The organism is Mycobacterium sp. 050134 (assembly GCF_036409085.1).
Classification (GTDB): Bacteria; Actinomycetota; Actinomycetes; order Mycobacteriales; family Mycobacteriaceae; genus Mycobacterium.
On the sequence record NZ_JAZGLV010000015.1, the window covers coordinates 14,367 to 31,466 of the forward strand.

20 protein-coding genes are annotated in these 17,100 nt (G+C 69.3%); 8 read left to right on the forward strand and 12 right to left on the reverse strand.

Annotation, left to right across the window (positions count from 1 at the left end; all coding sequences use genetic code 11):
* Window positions 1-102: 102 nt before the first annotated feature.
* From SKC42_RS18435 to SKC42_RS18460, 6 genes are all read right to left on the reverse strand, one after another.
* The gene (locus SKC42_RS18435; RefSeq protein WP_330965724.1) at window positions 103-543 is read right to left on the reverse strand and encodes a response regulator; all 441 of its coding nucleotides are present in this window, start codon (window positions 541-543) and stop codon (window positions 103-105) included.
* Window positions 540-2,051, reverse strand: a complete 1,512-nt coding sequence (locus SKC42_RS18440) for a sensor histidine kinase (RefSeq protein WP_330965847.1) — start codon at window positions 2,049-2,051, stop codon at window positions 540-542. The genes SKC42_RS18435 and SKC42_RS18440 overlap by 4 nt, the downstream gene beginning before the upstream one ends.
* Before the next feature lie 71 nt (window positions 2,052-2,122).
* A complete protein-coding gene (locus SKC42_RS18445) occupies window positions 2,123-3,313 on the reverse strand; it encodes a PP2C family protein-serine/threonine phosphatase (RefSeq protein WP_442932193.1) in 1,191 nt (396 codons plus the stop codon).
* Between the two features lie 188 nt (window positions 3,314-3,501).
* Window positions 3,502-4,671 carry an acyl-CoA dehydrogenase gene (locus tag SKC42_RS18450; protein WP_330965725.1) on the reverse strand — a complete coding sequence of 390 codons (1,170 nt, stop codon included), beginning with the start codon at window positions 4,669-4,671 and terminating at the stop codon, window positions 3,502-3,504.
* A gap of 72 nt (window positions 4,672-4,743) precedes the next feature.
* Window positions 4,744-5,265, reverse strand: a complete 522-nt coding sequence (gene purE, locus SKC42_RS18455; RefSeq protein ID WP_330965726.1) for a 5-(carboxyamino)imidazole ribonucleotide mutase — start codon at window positions 5,263-5,265, stop codon at window positions 4,744-4,746.
* Window positions 5,258-6,493, reverse strand: coding sequence for a 5-(carboxyamino)imidazole ribonucleotide synthase (locus tag SKC42_RS18460; RefSeq protein ID WP_330965727.1), 1,236 nt, complete (start codon window positions 6,491-6,493; stop codon window positions 5,258-5,260). The genes purE and SKC42_RS18460 overlap by 8 nt, the downstream gene beginning before the upstream one ends.
* Before the next feature lie 118 nt (window positions 6,494-6,611).
* On the opposite strand from SKC42_RS18460, the gene SKC42_RS18465 reads away from it, so the two are divergent.
* Window positions 6,612-7,295 carry a GtrA family protein gene (locus SKC42_RS18465; protein ID WP_330965728.1) on the forward strand — a complete coding sequence of 228 codons (684 nt, stop codon included), beginning with the start codon at window positions 6,612-6,614 and terminating at the stop codon, window positions 7,293-7,295.
* Here the strand turns inward: SKC42_RS18465 and SKC42_RS18470 are convergent.
* Window positions 7,253-7,768, reverse strand: coding sequence for a PH domain-containing protein (locus SKC42_RS18470; protein ID WP_330965729.1), 516 nt, complete (start codon window positions 7,766-7,768; stop codon window positions 7,253-7,255). The genes SKC42_RS18465 and SKC42_RS18470 overlap by 43 nt on opposite strands.
* Window positions 7,769-7,778: 10 nt before the next feature.
* Entirely contained in the window at window positions 7,779-8,606 is an 828-nt protein-coding gene (locus SKC42_RS18475) for a biotin--[acetyl-CoA-carboxylase] ligase (protein WP_442932187.1), read from the reverse strand.
* A 48-nt stretch (window positions 8,607-8,654) separates the two neighbouring features.
* Between SKC42_RS18475 and SKC42_RS18480 the strand changes: the two genes are divergently transcribed.
* The 7 genes from SKC42_RS18480 to SKC42_RS18510 all read left to right on the forward strand — a co-directional run bounded on the left by SKC42_RS18480 (window position 8,655) and on the right by SKC42_RS18510 (window position 15,173).
* A complete protein-coding gene (locus tag SKC42_RS18480; RefSeq protein ID WP_330965731.1) occupies window positions 8,655-10,295 on the forward strand; it encodes an acyl-CoA carboxylase subunit beta in 1,641 nt (546 codons plus the stop codon).
* Window positions 10,292-10,567 carry an acyl-CoA carboxylase subunit epsilon gene (locus SKC42_RS18485; protein WP_330965732.1) on the forward strand — a complete coding sequence of 92 codons (276 nt, stop codon included), beginning with the start codon at window positions 10,292-10,294 and terminating at the stop codon, window positions 10,565-10,567. Before SKC42_RS18480 ends, SKC42_RS18485 begins: the two co-directional genes overlap by 4 nt.
* Window positions 10,564-11,196 (forward strand): Maf family protein, encoded by a 633-nt coding sequence (locus tag SKC42_RS18490; protein ID WP_330965733.1) that lies wholly within the window; start codon window positions 10,564-10,566, stop codon window positions 11,194-11,196. The genes SKC42_RS18485 and SKC42_RS18490 overlap by 4 nt, the downstream gene beginning before the upstream one ends.
* A gap of 146 nt (window positions 11,197-11,342) precedes the next feature.
* Entirely contained in the window at window positions 11,343-12,236 is an 894-nt protein-coding gene (locus SKC42_RS18495) for a sulfurtransferase (RefSeq protein ID WP_330965734.1), read from the forward strand.
* Complete coding sequence (locus SKC42_RS18500) at window positions 12,233-12,655, forward strand: SufE family protein (protein WP_330965735.1); 423 nt, start codon at window positions 12,233-12,235, stop codon at window positions 12,653-12,655. The genes SKC42_RS18495 and SKC42_RS18500 overlap by 4 nt, the downstream gene beginning before the upstream one ends.
* A 132-nt stretch (window positions 12,656-12,787) precedes the next feature.
* On the forward strand, window positions 12,788-14,581 hold the full coding sequence (locus SKC42_RS18505; protein WP_330965736.1) for an acetyl/propionyl/methylcrotonyl-CoA carboxylase subunit alpha: 1,794 nt from the start codon (window positions 12,788-12,790) through the stop codon (window positions 14,579-14,581).
* 160 nt (window positions 14,582-14,741) lie between these two features.
* Window positions 14,742-15,173, forward strand: a complete 432-nt coding sequence (locus tag SKC42_RS18510) for an STAS domain-containing protein (protein WP_330965737.1) — start codon at window positions 14,742-14,744, stop codon at window positions 15,171-15,173.
* Here SKC42_RS18510 and SKC42_RS18515 read toward each other — a convergent pair.
* From SKC42_RS18515 to usfY, 4 genes are all read right to left on the reverse strand, one after another.
* Window positions 15,144-15,932 (reverse strand): RNA polymerase sigma factor SigF, encoded by a 789-nt coding sequence (locus tag SKC42_RS18515; protein WP_330965738.1) that lies wholly within the window; start codon window positions 15,930-15,932, stop codon window positions 15,144-15,146. The two genes, SKC42_RS18510 and SKC42_RS18515, sit on opposite strands and share 30 nt — an antisense overlap.
* Window positions 15,929-16,366, reverse strand: a complete 438-nt coding sequence (locus SKC42_RS18520) for an ATP-binding protein (protein ID WP_085255941.1) — start codon at window positions 16,364-16,366, stop codon at window positions 15,929-15,931. Before SKC42_RS18520 ends, SKC42_RS18515 begins: the two co-directional genes overlap by 4 nt.
* Window positions 16,367-16,439: 73 nt before the next feature.
* Window positions 16,440-16,580, reverse strand: a complete 141-nt coding sequence (locus SKC42_RS18525; RefSeq protein WP_330965739.1) for a hypothetical protein — start codon at window positions 16,578-16,580, stop codon at window positions 16,440-16,442.
* Window positions 16,581-16,785: 205 nt separating this feature from the next.
* Window positions 16,786-17,097, reverse strand: a complete 312-nt coding sequence (gene usfY / locus SKC42_RS18530) for a protein UsfY (RefSeq protein WP_330965740.1) — start codon at window positions 17,095-17,097, stop codon at window positions 16,786-16,788.
* Between the last annotated feature and the right edge of the window lie 3 nt (window positions 17,098-17,100).

Sequence of the window (17,100 nt, forward strand, 5' to 3'; positions counted from 1 at the left end):
CGCAACCGAGATCGACGCTAGCGTGGTGCTCACTCGAACTTCTCCGCGCTGACGTCGATCTCGACAGAAGTTCGCGGGATGCGGGCCGGATGCCCGCCGGCGCTAGATCCCCGGAAGCCGCACGACCTGAATGAAGAACTCGTCGATCTGGCGGACCGCGTTGATGAACTGGTCGAGGTCGACGGGCTTGGTGACGTAGGCGTTGGCGTGCAGCTCGTAGCTGCGCAGGATGTCCTCCTCGGCCGACGACGTGGTCAGCACCACGATCGGGATGCGCGACAAATCGGGGTCGGACTTGACCTTCTCGAGCAGCTGGCGCCCGTCGTACTTGGGCAGGTTCAGGTCGAGCAGGATCAGGTCGGGCCGCGGGGCGCCCTTGTATTCGCCGCGCTTGTAGAGGAAGTTCAACCCCTCCTCGCCGTCGTGCGCGACGTGCAGGTTGTTCTTGAGCTTGTTGTGTTCGAACGCTTCCCGCGTGATCAGCTCGTCCCCCGGGTCGTCCTCGACGAGCAGGATCTCGATGGCTCTACCGGCCGATGTCATTCGCGCGCTCCTTCCATAAGGGTGGGTTCGGCCACGGGCGCGGGGGCCGGAATGGTGAACACGAAACGGGTCCCGTCGGTGTAGGACGCGTCGATCCAGATGGTGCCGCCGTGGTGCTCGACGATCTTCTTGACCAGCGCCAGCCCGACACCCGTTCCTGAGTACACGTCGCGGCCGTGCAGGCGCTGGAAGATGACGAAGACCTTGTCGGCGAACTCCTGCGGAATGCCGATGCCGTTGTCCGACACCCGGAACAACACTTCGTCGTCGCCCCGCTCGCACTCGATGACGACCCGCGGCGGGCGATCCTTGTGCCGGAACTTCACCGCGTTGCCGATGAGGTTCTGCCACAGCATCGTCAGGAGCATCGGGTCGCCGACGATCTGCGGGAGGGGCTGCGCCGGGCGCACGACCTCGGCACCCGCCTCCTCGATCGCGGCGGACAGGTTGTCCAGCCCGGCGTCCAGGACGGTGTCGAGCTGAACCTCGGTCTGCAGGGTGTTCAGCCGGCCGACCCGGGAGAAGGTGAGCAGGTCATTGATCAGCACCTGCATGCGTTTGGCCCCGTCGACCGCGAACGCGATGTATTCGACGCCACGCTCGTCGAGCTTGTCGCCGTACCGCTTTTCGAGCAGCTGGCAGAACGATGCCACCTTGCGCAGCGGTTCCTGCAGGTCGTGCGACGCGACGTAGGCGAACTGCTCGAGCTCGGTGTTCGACCGCCGCAACTCGCCGGCCTGTTCGTCCAGGCGCTCCCGGGCCGACCGCGACACCTCGAGCTCGTCGACGATCCGCTTGCGCATGTTCTCCACGTCGATCGCCATGTCGCGGACGTCCCGCGGCCGCTTCGGCGGCACGATCCGCTCCTCGAAGTGGCCCTCGGTGATCCGCCGGCACGCGGCGGCCAGCGTGGCCAGCGGTCGCGCCACCATGTCGCGCACCAGGAAACCGAGCAGGGCGGCGGTGCCGAAGAAGACCAGCACCATGGCGATCAGCACCCGGTTGCGCCAGCCATCGGTGTGCCCGAGTTCCTCGGCGGCGTGCGCGCGGGCCGCCGACAGATCCGCGTTCTGCTTGTCGAAAAGCGAACGGAGATGGTCGAATTCGGCCTTGCCGCGCTCCGTCGCCGGCCGGTCGGTGAGATTGCGGGCCTCGGGAGCCACGCTCGCGATCGCGGGCTCGGCATAGTTCGCCCGCCAGCTGGTGGCGGCCTGTTCGATCGCCTCCAGGTCGGCGAGCAGGTCGTCGCGCCCGGCGAGGCGGCGCCGGATGTCGTCGGCCGCGGCCCGTTCGGTGTGCTGGCCGTCGTAGTAGGGCGTCAGGAACTGCCGGTCGGCGGCGATCAGGTAGCCCCGAATGCCGGTCTCCTGGTCGCGCAGCGCCGCCTGCAGCTGGCCGGCCGAAACGCGCGCCGGCTGAATCCCGTCGGTGAGTTCCCGCGTCATCGCGTCGGTGTGCCGTAGCAGCACCGCGCCGATCACCGCGCCGGCGAGCACCGTCGCGCCCATGACGAACAACGCCAGCGCCTGCCAGCCGCGCACGGTGAGCTGCGACGGGCGCAGCCGGCCCAGCAGAGCGTTCACGCGCCGGTCCGCTCGATGCGCAGCACGGCGATGTCATCGGTCAGCCCACCGCGCGGCTGGGCGAGCAACTGGGCGCCGTCGATGAGGGCGTCGACGAACTCCGGGCCCGCGCGGTGCGCGTGCGTCCGGGCCAGCGCAAGCAGGCCGTCCTCGCCGAGCCGTTCGTTGCCGCGGCCCGAGTAGCCCTCGAAGAGCCCGTCGGTCAGCAGCAGCAGGCCCTCCCCCGCCGCCAGCTCCAGCTCGTGCCGCGGCCACTCACCGGCCCGCAGCCCCAACGCCGGCCCGGCCGGCGGCTCGACCCAGTTCACGGTGCCGCCGCGCTGCAGCAGCATGCCGGGATGACCGGCGCGCACCGCGGTCACGTGGGGGCTGCCGGGCTCGATCTCCAGGCTGAGCACCGTCGCGAACACCGCGGAATCCGAGCGCTCCGAGTGCAGCACCTGTTCGAGCTGGCGCATCAGGGCGACACCCCGCACGCCCGCGAGGGTGAGGGCGCGAAACGCGATCCGCAGGGCCGCGCCCAGGGCCGCCTCGTGGGGCCCGTGGCCGGCGACGTCACCGATGAGGACGTGCGCGACCCGGTCGGGGGTCTGCACGACGTCGTAGAAGTCCCCGCACAGCAACGCGTCCTCGCGGCTGGGCCGGTAGCGGGCGACGATGTCCACGCCGGGGTTGTCGAGGAGCAGCGGCGACGGCAGCAGGCCGCGCTCCAGCAGCGCGTTCTCGCGGGCCCGCAGCTGGCTGGCGTGCAGGTCGGCCGCGATCAGTTCGGCGCGTTTGCGCTCGATCGCGTACAGCAGGGCGCGCCGCAGCATCTCGGGTTCGACCCGGCCCTTGACCAGGTAATCCTGCGCGCCGGCCGCCACGGCCGACGCGCCGAAGTACTCGTCGTTCAGGCCGGTCAGCACGACGATGGGGACGGTGGCGTCGCGTTTGGCGATCCGGTCCAGGGCATCGATCCCGTTGGCATCGGGCAGGTGCAGGTCCAGCAGGACGCAATCGGGGCGGGCCGTGGCGAGTTCTTGTTCGGCGTGGGCCATCGACTGGGCCCAGACCACCCGAATGTCGGCGACCGCGTCGGCGATCAGGTCTTCCACCAACACCGCGTCGGCCCGGTCGTCCTCGACCAACAGCAAGGACAACGACCGCCAATGAGCGGCCGGGGTGACTGGAGCGCGCACCGGCATCAATTCCCGGTCAGCCGCGGACACGCGGGGACGCCATGTCGGTCAATGGACACCCCCTGGCCCCGGTATGACCCTTTACTCCGTGCCGACGTTCCGGCTGTTTGGCCGGTGCGCCGACGCTAACTCGCTGACTCTACGTGTGGCCCTACCACCCCGAATGGCTGCCCCGGGGAATCCTAGCGCTGCGCTCAGCGCAGGAGTGCTCGCGACATCACCACGCGCTGAATCTGATTGGTGCCCTCGTAGATCTGGGTGATCTTGGCGTCGCGCATCATTCGTTCGACGGGGAAGTCGACGGTGTAGCCCGCGCCGCCGAACAGTTGGACGGCGTCGGTGGTGACCTCCATGGCCACGTCGGAGGCGAAGCACTTTGACGCCGCGGAGATGAACCCGAGGTTGGTTTCCCCGCGCTCGGCGCGGGCGGCGGCCTGGTAGACCATCAACCGCGCGGCTTCGACCTTCATCGCCATGTCGGCGAGCATGAACTGCACACCCTGGTTGTCGCTGATCGGGCGGCCGAACTGCTTGCGGTCCTTGGTGTAGGCGATCGCGGCGTCCACCGCGCCCTGGGCGATGCCGACCGCCTGCGCGCCGATGGTCGGGCGGGTGTGATCCAGAGTGGCCAGCGCAGTCTTGAAGCCGGTGCCCGGCTCGCCGATGATCCGGTCCCCAGGAATCCGGCAGTTCTCGAAATACAGCTCGGTCGTCGGGGAGCCCTTGACGCCGAGCTTCTTCTCCTTGGGCCCCACGGTGAACCCCTCGTCGTCGGCGTGCACCATGAACGACGAAATGCCGTTGGCGCCCTTGTCGGGGTCGGTCACCGCCATCACCGTGTACCACGACGACTTGCCGCCGTTGGTGATCCAGCACTTGGCGCCGTTGAGGATCCAGTCGTCCCCGTCGGCCTTGGCCCGGGTACGCATCGCCGCCGCGTCGCTGCCGGCCTCTCGCTCGCTCAGGGCATAGGACGCCATCGCCGTCCCGTCGGCGAGCGAGGGCAACACCTGCTTCTTCAGCTCGTCGGAGCCCCGCAAGATCAGGCCCATGGTGCCCAGCTTGTTGACCGCCGGGATCAACGACGCCGAGGCGTCCACCCGCGCGACCTCCTCGATCACGATGCACGCCGCCACCGAGTCCGCGCCCTGACCGCCATACTCCTCGGGCACATGCACCGCGTTGAACCCCGAGGCGTTCAACGCATCCAACGCCTCCTGCGGGAACCGCGAATTCTCATCCACCTCGGCGGCATACGGAGCGATCTCCTTCTCCGCCAGCGCACGGATCGCCGTCCGCAACTCCTGATGCTCCTGCGGCAACTGGAACAAATCAAAGGTGGGGTTTCCGGCCCAACCAGCCATCTCAAGCCTCCTCGTGCGCTTCCATCGTGCCCGGATCCCCCACGGCCGGAAACGGGCCGCGGCGTCACCGCGCTACTGACCGGTAACTTTACCGTGCAGCTCCTGCACCGCCTCATCCTTGGCCCGGACGCTCTCCGCCAGCCGCGCCTGGAACTCCGCGATCCGGGCCCGCAGGGCCGGGTCGGACGATCCGAGGATGCGCACGGCCAGCAGGCCGGCGTTGCGGGCGCCACCGATGGAGACCGTCGCCACCGGGACACCCGCGGGCATTTGCACGATCGACAGCAGGGAGTCGAGGCCGTCCAGCCGCGCCAGCGGCACCGGCACCCCGATCACCGGCAGCGGAGTCGCCGAGGCCACCATGCCGGGCAGGTGCGCGGCGCCCCCGGCGCCGGCGATGATCACCTCAAGGCCACGTTCGGCCGCGCCGCGCGCGTAGTCGAACATCACGCCCGGGGTGCGGTGCGCCGAGACCACCCGGACCTCGGCCGGCACGTCGAACTCGGCCAGCGCCGCCGCGGCGTCGGCCATCACCGACCAGTCGCTGTCGCTGCCCATGATCACGCCGACCCGCGGCCGATCAGCATTACCCATGCGGATCCCATCCGTCTGTCCACTGCCCGTGCGACAACCAGTGTGCCGCCAGCCCGGCGCGTTCGCGCAGCGCGGGCAGCTCGGCCATGTCCGTCCCCAGGAAGTTGATGTGGCCCACCTTGCGCCCCGGCCGCTCGGTCTTGCCGTAGAGATGCACGCGGGCGTCGGGCATCCGCGCGAACAGGTGGTGAAGGCGTTCGTCGACTGTCATCGCTGGCTCGGCCCGCGCACCGAGCACATTGGCCATCACCGTCACCGGCGCGATCGCGTCGGTACTGCCGAGCGGGTAATCCAGCACCGCGCGCAGATGCTGCTCGAACTGGCCGGTGCGTGACCCGTCCATGGTCCAGTGGCCGGAATTGTGCGGCCGCATCGCCAGCTCGTTGATGAGCACGTCGCCCCCGGGCGTCTCGAACAGCTCGACAGCCAGCACGCCGACCACGCCCAGCTCGGCGGCCAGGCGCAATGCCAGGTTCTGCGCGGCCGACGCCACGTCGGCGGGCAGCTCCGGGGCGGGCGCGATCACGAGGACGTTGATGCCGTCCCGTTGCACCGTCTCCACGACCGGCCACGCGGCCCCCTGCCCGAACGGGGACCGGGCCACCAGCGCCGACAACTCGCGGCGCAGTTCCACCCGCTCCTCGAGCAGCACCGGCACCCCGGCGGCCAGGTACTCGCGGGCGATGTCGCGGGCGTGCGCCGCGTCGTTGGCCATGCGCACGCCCCGGCCGTCGTAACCGCCCCGGACCGCCTTGACCACCATCGGCGCCCCAACCTGGGCGGCGAACGCGTCGAGGCCGTCGGGGCCGTCCAGGTCGTCGAGGTCCGCGAAGCCGGCGTACCGCGGCACCGGCGCGCCCAGCGCCTCCAATCGCCGCCGCATCACCAGCTTGTCCTGGGCGTGTACCAGGGCCTGAGGCGGCGGGGCGACGTTGACGCCCTCGGCGACCAGCTTGTCCAGCAGCTCGGAGGGGACGTGCTCGTGGTCGAACGTCAGCACGTCGGCCCCCGCGGCGACCCGCCGGAGGTCGTCCAGCTCGGTGTGCAAGCCGATCACGACGTCCGGGGTGACCTGCGCGGCCGGCTCGTCGGCGGCGGTCGCCAGCACCCGCAGCGTCTGGCCCAGCGCGATCGCGGCCTGGTGCGTCATGCGGGCAAGTTGGCCGCCCCCGACCATGGCGACGACGGGGGCTACCGCGGGAGTGCGTTGATCCGGCACGGGCTTCATCGTGTCATGGCCGGTCATGGCAGCGGTTGCCGGCTTTAGGCGTGTTGACCGGGGGTGACGCCAAATCGTTAGGTAAAATTTTGCGTCGTTTTTGTGTCCAACCGTATGCTGACGTGTTGTGTCCTTCGCCGAAGCCGCAATCGCGCGTCTACCCGAGGCCATTCAGCCTTATTTACTGCGCCACCACGAACTGATCAAATTCGCGATCGTCGGGGGCACGACGTTCGTCATTGACTCCGCGATTTTTTACACGCTGAAGCTCACGGTTTTGGAGTCCAAGCCGGTCACCGCCAAGGTGATCGCCGGGATCGTCGCGGTCATCGCCTCCTACGTGCTGAACCGCGAGTGGAGCTTCCGCGACCGGGGCGGCCGCGAGCGTCACCACGAGGCCCTGCTGTTCTTCGCGTTCAGCGGCGTCGGGGTGCTGTTGTCCATGGCGCCGCTGTGGTTCTCCAGCTACGTGCTGCAGCTGCGGGTGCCGACCGTGTCGCTGACCGTGGAAAACATCGCAGACTTCGTGTCGGCGTACATCATCGGCAACCTCATGCAGATGGCGTTTCGCTTCTGGGCGTTCCGGCGCTGGGTGTTCCCCGACGAGTTCGCCCGCAACCCCGACAAGGCGCTGGAGTCCGCGCTCACCGCGGGCGGGATCGCCGAGGTCTTCGAGGACGCCCTGGAGGGCGGTCTGGAAAACGGGAACGTCACCCTGCTGCGGGCCTGGCGGAACAAGGCCGGCCGGCGCTCCCAGCTGGGCGACGCTCAGGACCCGGGCGAACCGAGGGTGTCGTCGAAAACCTCGTGATACAGCAGCGCGTGCACTTCCCGCAGGCGCGGAATGTCGTAAAACTCCAAAGGGTCTTGTGACGCGGACTCGATAATCAGCGTTCCGGTCCGAAACATTCGCTCAAAAATCCGGTCGCGGAATTCGACGCTGTTGATTCGCGCCAGCGGGATATCGATCCCGGTGCGGGTCAGCACGCCGTGGCGGAACATCACCCGGCGGTTGGTCACTACAAAATGGGTGGTCAGCCAGCTCAGGAACGGCCACAGCGTCAGCCAGCCGACGATCACCAGCCAGATCCCCCAGATCACCCCGTGCAGGATGTTCTTGGCCGTCTGCTCCCAGTGGGTCGAGTTGACGTAGCCGGACCCGAACGCCGCCAGCGCTGTGGCCAGGATCAGGACCACCACCGGCCAGATCAGCCGCTTCCAGTGCGGATGGCGGTGGATGACCACCTGCTCGCCTGCGGCCAGGGCGTTGTCCGGATAGCTCACGTGAGCGAAGCTACCGCGGCTGGCGGAGATGCACGACGTCACCGGCCGAAACGACGACGGCCCCGCTTCCGGTCTCCAGGCACAATCGCCCATGATCGTCGATGCCGGTGGCCGATCCGACGATCTCCCTGCCCCCGGGGAGGTGGGCGCGGACGCGGTTGCCGATGGTCAGGCTGCGTGCGCGGTAGTCAGCGGCCAGCGCCCAGTCCGCGCCGCGGGCGGCGCGCCAGGCGACGATGCGCCGGCCCAGCTCCCGGAGCAGCACGCACACCAGCCAATGGCGGTCGGGCGCGGCCACGCCGAGCCCGACCAACGACGTCGCCCCGTCGACTCCCTCGGGCGCCTGAAAAACGTTGAGCCCCAGGCCAACGACCACCACGGGCCGCGACACCTCGGCGAGGATGCCGGCCAGCTTGCCGCCGGATCCGGCCGGGCCGGCCAGCACGTCGTTCGGCCACTTGAGGCCCACCGACATCCCGGTCCCGTCGAGCAGCGGGGCGACAGTGTCGACGACCGCCACGCCGGTGGCCAGCGGCAGCCACCCCCAGCCGGCTACGGGGACATCGACGACGCTGACACCGACCGACATCGTGACCTGGGCCCGCGGGGCGGCCACCCACCCGCGGCCGTGCCGCCCGCGACCGGCGGTCTGGTTCTCGGCGATCAACACCGACCCGGCGATGTCGGTGCCGGCCGCCGCGCGCGCCAACAGGTCGGCGTTGGTGGAGCCGGTCTGCTCGACGACGTCGAGGTGCCGCCAGCCCAGCCCGGTCCCGATCAGCTCGGCGCGCAGCGCGGCCTGGTCCAGCGGCGGTGTCAACCCTTCGGAGTCCATCACCGCCCAGCCTAAGAGCCCCGCGGGGGGCAGCCGATACCATCGACTCCCATGACGAGCGTTACCGACCACACCGCGGAGCCCGCAGCCGAGCACACCATCGACATCCACACCACGGCGGGCAAGCTGGCCGAGCTGCACAAGCGCCGGGAGGAGTCGCTGCACCCGGTGGGTGAAGAGGCGGTCGAGAAGGTGCACGCGAAGGGCAAGCTGACCGCCCGCGAGCGCATCCTCGCGCTGCTCGACGAGGACTCGTTCGTCGAGCTCGACGCCCTGGCGCGGCACCGCAGCAAGAACTTCGGCCTCGAGCACAACCGCCCGCTCGGCGACGGCGTGATCACCGGCTACGGCACCATCGACGGCCGCGACGTGTGCGTCTTCAGCCAGGACGCCACGGTGTTCGGCGGCAGCCTCGGCGAGGTGTACGGCGAGAAGATCGTCAAGGTGCAGGAGCTGGCGATCAAGACCGGCCGCCCGCTCATCGGCATCAACGACGGCGCCGGCGCCCGCATCCAGGAGGGCGTCGTCTCGCTCGGCCTGTACAGCCGGATCTTCCGCAACAACATCCTGGCCTCCGGCGTCATCCCGCAGATCTCGCTGATCATGGGCGCCGCCGCGGGTGGGCACGTCTACTCCCCCGCCCTGACCGACTTCGTGATCATGGTCGACCAGACCAGCCAGATGTTCATCACCGGCCCCGACGTCATCAAGACCGTCACCGGCGAGGACGTCACCATGGAGGAGCTGGGTGGCGCACACACTCACATGGCCAAGTCCGGGACCCTGCACTACGTCGCGTCGGGTGAGCAGGACGCCTTCGACTGGGTCCGCGACCTGCTGAGCTACCTGCCCCCCAACAACGCCACCGACGCGCCGCGCTACACCGCGCCCGCCCCCGAGGGTGCGATCGAGGACAACCTGACCGACGAGGACCTCGAGCTCGACACGTTGATCCCCGATTCGCCCAACCAGCCGTACGACATGCACGAGGTGATCACCCGGATCCTCGACGACGACGAGTTCCTGGAGATCCAGAACGGTTACGCGCAGAACATCGTCGTCGGGTTCGGCCGCATCGAGGGCCGGCCGGTCGGGATCGTCGCGAACCAGCCCACCCAGTTCGCCGGCTGCCTGGACATCAACGCCTCGGAGAAGGCCGCCCGGTTCGTGCGGACCTGCGACTGCTTCAACATCCCGATCATCATGCTGGTGGACGTTCCGGGCTTCCTGCCGGGCACCGGCCAGGAGTACAACGGCATCATCCGGCGCGGCGCCAAGCTGCTGTTCGCCTACGGCGAGGCCACCGTCCCGAAGATCACCGTGATCACGCGCAAGGCCTACGGCGGCGCCTACTGCGTCATGGGCTCCAAGGACATGGGCTGCGACGTCAACATCGCCTGGCCGACCGCGCAGATCGCCGTCATGGGCGCCTCGGGCGCAGTCGGGTTCGTCTACCGGCAGCAGCTCAAGGAGGCCGCGAAGGAAGGCAAGGACGTCGACGCGCTGCGGCTCGAGCTACAGCAGGAGTACGAGGACACCCTGGTGAACCCGTACGTAGCCGCCGAGCGCGGTTACGTCGACGCTGTCATCCCGCCGTCGCACACCCGCGGCTACATCGGCACCGCGCTGCGCCTGCTGGAGCGCAAGATCTCCCACCTGCCGCCGAAGAAGCACGGGAACATCCCGCTGTGAGTGAGGACGCTGTGAGTGAGGACGCTGTGACGAACGAAAACGGTTCCGCGCCAACGGACTCCGCACACGAGCCGCACATCCGTATCCTCCGCGGGCGTCCCACCGCCGCGGAGTTGGCCGCCGTGATCACCGTGCTGGCCAGCGCCGGCGGCGGGGGCGAGCCCGCCCAGCCCGAGAGCACCCGCTGGGGGCTTCCGGTGGACCGGCTGCGGTTCGCGATGTCGAACTACCAGCGGCTCACCATGCAGCAGATGACGCACATGAAGCAGTGACCCGCCTGGTCCTCGGGTCGGCCTCCGCGGGGCGGCGCGCGGTGCTGCGCCAGGCGGGCGTCGACCCGCTGATCAGGGTGTCGGGTGTCGACGAGGACGCGGTGGTCGCCGCCCTAGGTTTCGGTGCCGCTCCGGACCAGGTGGTGTGCGCGCTGGCGGCGGCCAAGGCCGAGCAGGTGGCGGACGGGCTGGACGGCGATGTCGCCGCCGATTGCGTTGTCCTCGGCTGCGATTCGATGCTGGAACTCGACGGTGAGTTGTGCGGCAAGCCCGGCTCGGCCGACGCCGCGACGGCCCAGTGGCTCCGCATGGGCGGCCGGTCCGGCCGGCTGCACACCGGGCACTGCCTGCTGCGGCTGAGCGACGGCGCGATCACCCACCGTGAAATACAATCAGCTTGCACCACAGTGCATTTCGCTGCACCCACGGACGCGGATTTGCGGGCCTACGTGGCCACAGACGAGCCGCTGCAGGTGGCCGGCGGGTTCACCCTCGACGGGCTGGGCGGCTGGTTCGTCGACGGGGTCGATGGCGACCCGTCGAACGTGATCGGCGTGAGCCTGCCGCTGCTGCGGTCCATGTTGCAGCGGGCCGGGTTATCGGTGGCCGCGCTGTGGGCGGCCGATTAGCCGTGGGCGGCTCCGCCCCCCGGCGAGACATAAGCATCTGCGCGCCCGACCGGCGCGTCGTCGCAACCGGATATGTGTCCTGGCCGCGGGTGGCCGGCGGCGGCAAGTTGGGACGAGCGCTGAGCGCTGGCGGTAGGCTCGGCAACGTGCCACTACCCCCCGATCCCGACCCGTCGCTGTCGGAATACGCCCACCCCGAACGACTGGTCACCGCCGATTGGCTGTCGGCCAATATGGGCGCGCCCGGCCTGGCGATCGTCGAATCCGACGAGGACGTCCTGCTCTACGACATCGGCCACATTCCGGGTGCGGTGAAGGTCGACTGGCACACCGACCTCAACGACCCCCGGGTCCGCGACTACATCGACGGCGCGCAGTTCGCCGACCTGATGAACCGCAAAGGCATCTCCCGCGACGACACCGTGGTGATCTACGGGGACAAGAGCAACTGGTGGGCCGCGTACGCGCTGTGGGTCTTCACCCTGTTCGGCCACCCCGACGTCCGCCTGCTCAACGGCGGGCGCGACCTGTGGCTGGGCCAGGGCCGCGAGACCACGCTGGACGTCCCGGCGAAGACCAGCACCGGATACCCCGTCGTCGCGCGCAACGACGAGCCAATCCGGGCGTACAAGGACGACGTGCTGGCCATCCTGGGCAGCCAGCCCCTGATCGACGTCCGCTCGCCCGACGAGTACACCGGCAAGCGCACCCACATGCCGGAGTATCCGGAGGAGGGCGTGCTGCGCGGCGGCCACATCCCGACGGCCCGGTCTATCCCGTGGAGCAAGGCGGTCGACGACTCCGGGCGGTTCCGCAACCGGGCCGAGCTCGAAGCGCTCTACGACTTCATCGACCCGGACGACAAAACCGTCGTCTACTGCCGCATCGGCGAGCGGTCGAGCCACACCTGGTTCGTGCTGACGCACCTGCTGGGCAAGCCCGGGGTGCGCAACTACGACGGGTCCTGGACCGAGTGGGGCAACACCGTGCGCGTCCCGATCGTCGGCGGTGAGGAACCCGGGGTCGTCCCCGCCCGATGAGCATGCCCGCGCCCCTGGCCGAGGTGGTGTCCGACTTCGCCGACGTCGAGGGCCAGGACAAGCTGACGCTGCTCCTGGAGTTCGCCAACGAGCTGCCCGCCCTGCCCCCCGACCTGGCGGAGGCCGCCATGGAGCCGGTGCCCGAATGCCAGACCCCGCTGTTCCTGCACGTCGACGCCAGCGACCCGGACCGGGTGCGGCTGTACTTCAGCGCGCCCGCCGAGGCGCCCACCACCCGCGGCTTCGCCTCCATCCTGGCCGCCGGGCTCGACCAGCAGCCGGCCGCGGACATCCTGGCGGTTCCCGAGGACTTCTACACCGAGCTCGGCCTGGCCGCTCTGATCAGCCCGCTACGGCTGCGCGGCATGTCAGCCATGCTCGCGCGCATCAAACGGCACCTGCGGGCTACCGCCGAGTAACTCCCGAAACCGGACACCGCCTCATCGGCCCAACGGCGCGGCGCTTAAACTTCCGGAGACAAAGCGGTAAGAAATTCTCTTAGAGAAGCGCGCAGAACGTCGTCTGCGACAGAGGCCAATCAGGGAGGCGCAGTGGCCAGTCACGCCAGCTCGAGGATCGCCAAAGTGCTCGTCGCAAACCGCGGCGAAATCGCTGTCCGGGTGATCCGCGCGGCCCGCGATGCGGGCCTGCCCAGCGTGGCGGTGTACGCCGAGCCCGACGCCGACGCGCCGCACGTGCGGCTGGCCGACGAGGCGTTCGCCCTGGGCGGTCAGACGTCCGCGGAGTCCTACCTGGACTTCGGCAAGCTGCTCGACGCCGCGCACAAGTCCGGCGCCAACGCCATCCACCCCGGCTACGGCTTCCTCTCCGAGAACGCCGACTTCGCCCAGGCCGTGATCGACGCCGGCCTGATCTGGATCGGCCCCAGCCCGCAGTCCATCCGCGACCTCGGCGACAAGGTCACCGCCCGCCACATCGCGGCGCGCGCCCAGGCGCCCCTGGTGCCCGGCACCCCCGACCCGGTTAAGGACGCCGACGAGGTGGTGGCGTTCGCCGAGGAGCACGGCGTGCCCATCGCGATCAAGGCGGCATTCGGTGGCGGCGGCCGCGGCATGAAGGTCGCGCGCACCATCGAGGAGATCCCGCACCTGTACGAGTCGGCGGTGCGCGAGGCCGTGGCCGCGTTCGGCCGCGGCGAGTGCTTCGTCGAGCGTTACCTCGACAAGCCCCGCCACGTCGAGGCCCAAGTGATCGCCGACCAGCACGGCAACGTCGTCGTCGCGGGCACCCGCGACTGCTCGCTGCAGCGCCGCTTCCAGAAGCTCGTCGAGGAGGCGCCGGCGCCGTTCCTGACCGACGCGCAGCGCAAGGAGATCCACGAGTCGGCCAAGCGGATCTGCAAGGAGGCCCACTACTACGGCGCCGGCACGGTCGAGTACCTGGTCGGCCAGGATGGCCTCATCTCCTTCCTCGAGGTCAACACCCGCCTGCAGGTCGAGCACCCGGTCACCGAGGAGACCGCGGGCATCGACCTGGTGCTGCAGCAGTTCAAGATCGCCAACGGCGAGAAGCTCGACCTCACCGAGGACCCGACGCCGCGCGGCCACGCCATCGAATTCCGGATCAACGGGGAGGACGCCGGCCGCGGCTTCCTGCCCGCGCCCGGCCCGGTCAGCAAGTTCCACCCCCCGACCGGCCCGGGCGTCCGGCTGGACTCGGGCGTCGAGACCGGCTCGGTGATCGGCGGCCAGTTCGACTCGATGCTGGCCAAGCTGATCGTGTACGGCGCCGACCGCAGCGAGGCGCTGGCCCGCGCCCGGCGCGCGCTCGCCGAGTTCGAGGTCGAAGGCCTCGCCACGGTCATCCCGTTCCACCGGGCCGTCGTGTCCGACCCGGCGTTCATCGGCGACGAGGACGGGTTCTCGGTGCACACGCGGTGGATCGAGACCGAGTGGAACAACACCGTCGAGCCGTTCACCGCGTCGGAGCCCCTCGACGAGGGCGACACCCGGCCCCGCCAGAAGGTCGTCGTCGAGGTCGACGGCCGCCGGCTCGAGGTGTCGCTGCCCGGTGACCTGGCGCTCTCCAACGGATCGAGTGACCCCGCCGGCGTCATCCGCAAGAAGCCGAAGCCGCGCAAGCGCGGGTCGCACGCGGGCGCGACGGCGTCCGGTGATGCCGTGACGGCGCCGATGCAGGGCACGGTCGTCAAGGTCGCGGTCGAGGAGGGCCAGGAGGTTGCCACCGGCGACCTCGTGGTGGTCCTCGAGGCGATGAAGATGGAGAACCCGGTCACCGCGCACAAGGACGGCACGATCACCGGGCTCGCCGTCGAGGCGGGCGCCGCCATCACCCAGGGCACGGTGCTCGCCGAGATCAAGTGAACCTGATCCGAATCGTTGTCTCGCGCGTCCGATTGCGAGTAGCGTTGACGATCAGGTTGAGTTCACAGCCGTCGGATCACGTCAGGACGCGGGGAGGTCAACTTCCCGCATCGGCGCTGTCGGCGCCCTGACGTCATCCACAGCACATCCTCCACTACTGATGGAGAAAGCAATGTCTGTGGCTCAATCGTGGCTGCAAGGCCGCACCGCCGTATTTGCCGCCCGCTTCGACCCAGCGGGCACCGTGATCACCGTCAACGGTGAACTCGACGCCGCCAACGCCGATCAGCTCGCCTCGTACGTGCAGCACAGCATCAGCCGCTGCCGCCGCGTGATCCTGGACCTACGGGGCCTGGAATTCATTGGCACCGCGGGTTTTTCGTCGCTGCACCGGATCAACGTCGTGTGTTCGGGCGCCCGGGTCCAGTGGGCCATGGCGCCCAGCCCGGCCGTGTCGAGATTGCTGCGCATCTGCGACCCGGACGGCACCCTGCCGGTGACGACGCCCTCGCAGGAGCCCATGCTGCCGAAGATCCGGGCCGAGTTAGGGCCGCAGGGCCCGCTACTCGAGCTGGTCCCGCAGCCGCGTTAGCGACTTGGCCAGCAACCGCGACACGTGCATCTGGGAGATCCCGACCCGTTCGGCGATCTGCGTCTGAGTCATCGACTCGAAGAACCTGAGCACCAGCACCGTCCGCTCCCGCTCGGGAAGCGCCTCGAGCATCGGCCGCAGCGACTCCCGGTCCTCGATCCGGTCCAATCCGGTGTCCACGTCGCCCAGGGTGTCGGCGATGGCCCGCACCTCGTCGTCGTCGCCCCCGCCGCCGCTGTCGATGGACAGGGTGTTGTAGGAGCTTCCCGCCACCAGGCCCTCGACGACCTCGGCGCGGTCCATGCCCAGCTCCGCGGCCAACTCCGTCGCGGTGGGCGCCCGGCCGAGCCGCTGCGACAGCTCGGCCGTGGCGGTGCCGAGCCGCAGGTGCAGCTCCTTGAGTCGCCGCGGCACCTTGACCGACCAGCTGTTGTCGCGGAAGTGGCGGCGGACCTCGCCCATGATCGTGGGCACCGCGAAGGACACGAAATCCGTGCCGGCGTCGACGTCGAAGCGGACCACCGCGTTCACCAGCCCGACGCGCGCGACCTGGACGAGGTCGTCGCGGGGCTCCCCCCTGCCCTCGAAGCGGCGGGCGATGTGGTCGGCCAGCGGCAGGCACCGCTCGACGATCTTGTCGCGCTGGCGCTGGAACTCCATCGAATCGGGCGCGACACCGGCCAACTCCCGGAACATGTCCGGGACATCGGCGTACTCGTTCGGCCGTGAGACCGAACCTCCGGCAGCTCGCGCCGTCACCTGCTGGAGGCCGCCCGTCGCGCCGTCAGCTTGATACCGAAGATGCTGCCGGTTTCGTTGGGTTCGCGCCCGTCGTGGAAGGTCTGCACGTCGTCGGCCAGCGAGGTCAGGACGTGCCAGCTGAAGCTGCCCGGGGCCACCACGTCGTGGGTGTCGCAGGCCGCCGACGCCTCGACGATCAGTTCGTCGTCGTGGGGGTCCACCACGACGACGAGCGTGGCGTCCGGGGTGGCCGAGCGGATGAGCCGGGTGCACACCTCGTCGACCGCGAGCCGGAGGTCGGCCACCGCGTCGAAATCGAGGTCCTCGAAGGTGCCGATCGCGCCGACCAACGTGCGCAGCATCGCCAGGTTCTCCAGCCGTGCCGCGACATGCAATTCCACGGCCCGGTGGCCGCGTTGACGTTGGTTGGCGCGCGATCCCGCATCGGTCATCTGGTCTCCCGGCGACGTTTGACTGACAGTATTACTGCTTTGCAGCCTGCCGTGGACCGTAGGCTCCAATCGATTAGTCATGATGGCCGCCGGGTATCCGGGCCGACGTGGCGAACTCCGAGACCACCGAGCCGGCCGCGATGCGCCGGTATCGGAGGGTCGCGGTGGTCGCAGGGATCACGCTGGTCATCTTGCTCGTTCTCGCGGTACTCATCTATGTCGGTGTCTTCGCGTCTATGTCGGTGTGTTCGCGTCTATGTCGGTGTCTTCGCGTATGTCGGTGTCTTCGTGATTCTCGCCCCGATGATGGGGTGACCACGCTGACGCAACCCTCACGGCACTCATCATGGTCTAGCTCTTGTACCCACTCGCGTTCGCGCATAACCCACCTGGGTTATGGCGAGGGTCACCCGCGCGGCTCAGCCGGCCAGGCGCTGTCGGGGAACTTCGGGGTGTTCGGCATACCAGCGATCCGCGATCTTGCGGATCCGCCGGTGCTCGACCGTCACCCACAGCAAGCCCAGCACGGTGACGACGATCGCGATGAGGCCCGCGGTCATGCCCTCGTGCCCGTGTCCGCTGCCGAAGCCCGCCAGGCTGGCAGACGTGCCGGTCACACCCGTCACGACGAGCAGGTAGCCGGGCCAGTGCACCACGTCGATCAGGGACTCGCCGGCGAGCGGGCGCGTGGTCCGCAGATGATCGATGGGGTCGTGATACGTGTCTCCCATGGC

Coding starts and splice junctions, on each gene's coding strand:
- SKC42_RS18435 (WP_330965724.1), bottom strand. CDS start 543: ATGACATCGGCCGGTAGAGCCATCGAGATCCTGCTCGTCGAGGACGAC.
- SKC42_RS18440 (WP_330965847.1), bottom strand. CDS start 2,051: ATGGGCGCGACGGTGCTCGCCGGCGCGGTGATCGGCGCGGTGCTGCTA.
- SKC42_RS18445 (WP_442932193.1), bottom strand. CDS start 3,313: ATGCCGGTGCGCGCTCCAGTCACCCCGGCCGCTCATTGGCGGTCGTTG.
- SKC42_RS18450 (WP_330965725.1), bottom strand. CDS start 4,671: ATGGCTGGTTGGGCCGGAAACCCCACCTTTGATTTGTTCCAGTTGCCG.
- purE (WP_330965726.1), bottom strand. CDS start 5,265: ATGGGTAATGCTGATCGGCCGCGGGTCGGCGTGATCATGGGCAGCGAC.
- SKC42_RS18460 (WP_330965727.1), bottom strand. CDS start 6,493: ATGAAGCCCGTGCCGGATCAACGCACTCCCGCGGTAGCCCCCGTCGTC.
- SKC42_RS18480 (WP_330965731.1), top strand. CDS start 8,655: ATGACGAGCGTTACCGACCACACCGCGGAGCCCGCAGCCGAGCACACC.
- SKC42_RS18500 (WP_330965735.1), top strand. CDS start 12,233: ATGAGCATGCCCGCGCCCCTGGCCGAGGTGGTGTCCGACTTCGCCGAC.
- SKC42_RS18510 (WP_330965737.1), top strand. CDS start 14,742: ATGGAGAAAGCAATGTCTGTGGCTCAATCGTGGCTGCAAGGCCGCACC.
- SKC42_RS18520 (WP_085255941.1), bottom strand. CDS start 16,366: ATGACCGATGCGGGATCGCGCGCCAACCAACGTCAACGCGGCCACCGG.
- SKC42_RS18525 (WP_330965739.1), bottom strand. CDS start 16,580: ATGAGTACCGCGAGAACGAGCAAGATGACCAGCGTGATCCCTGCGACC.
- usfY (WP_330965740.1), bottom strand. CDS start 17,097: ATGGGAGACACGTATCACGACCCCATCGATCATCTGCGGACCACGCGC.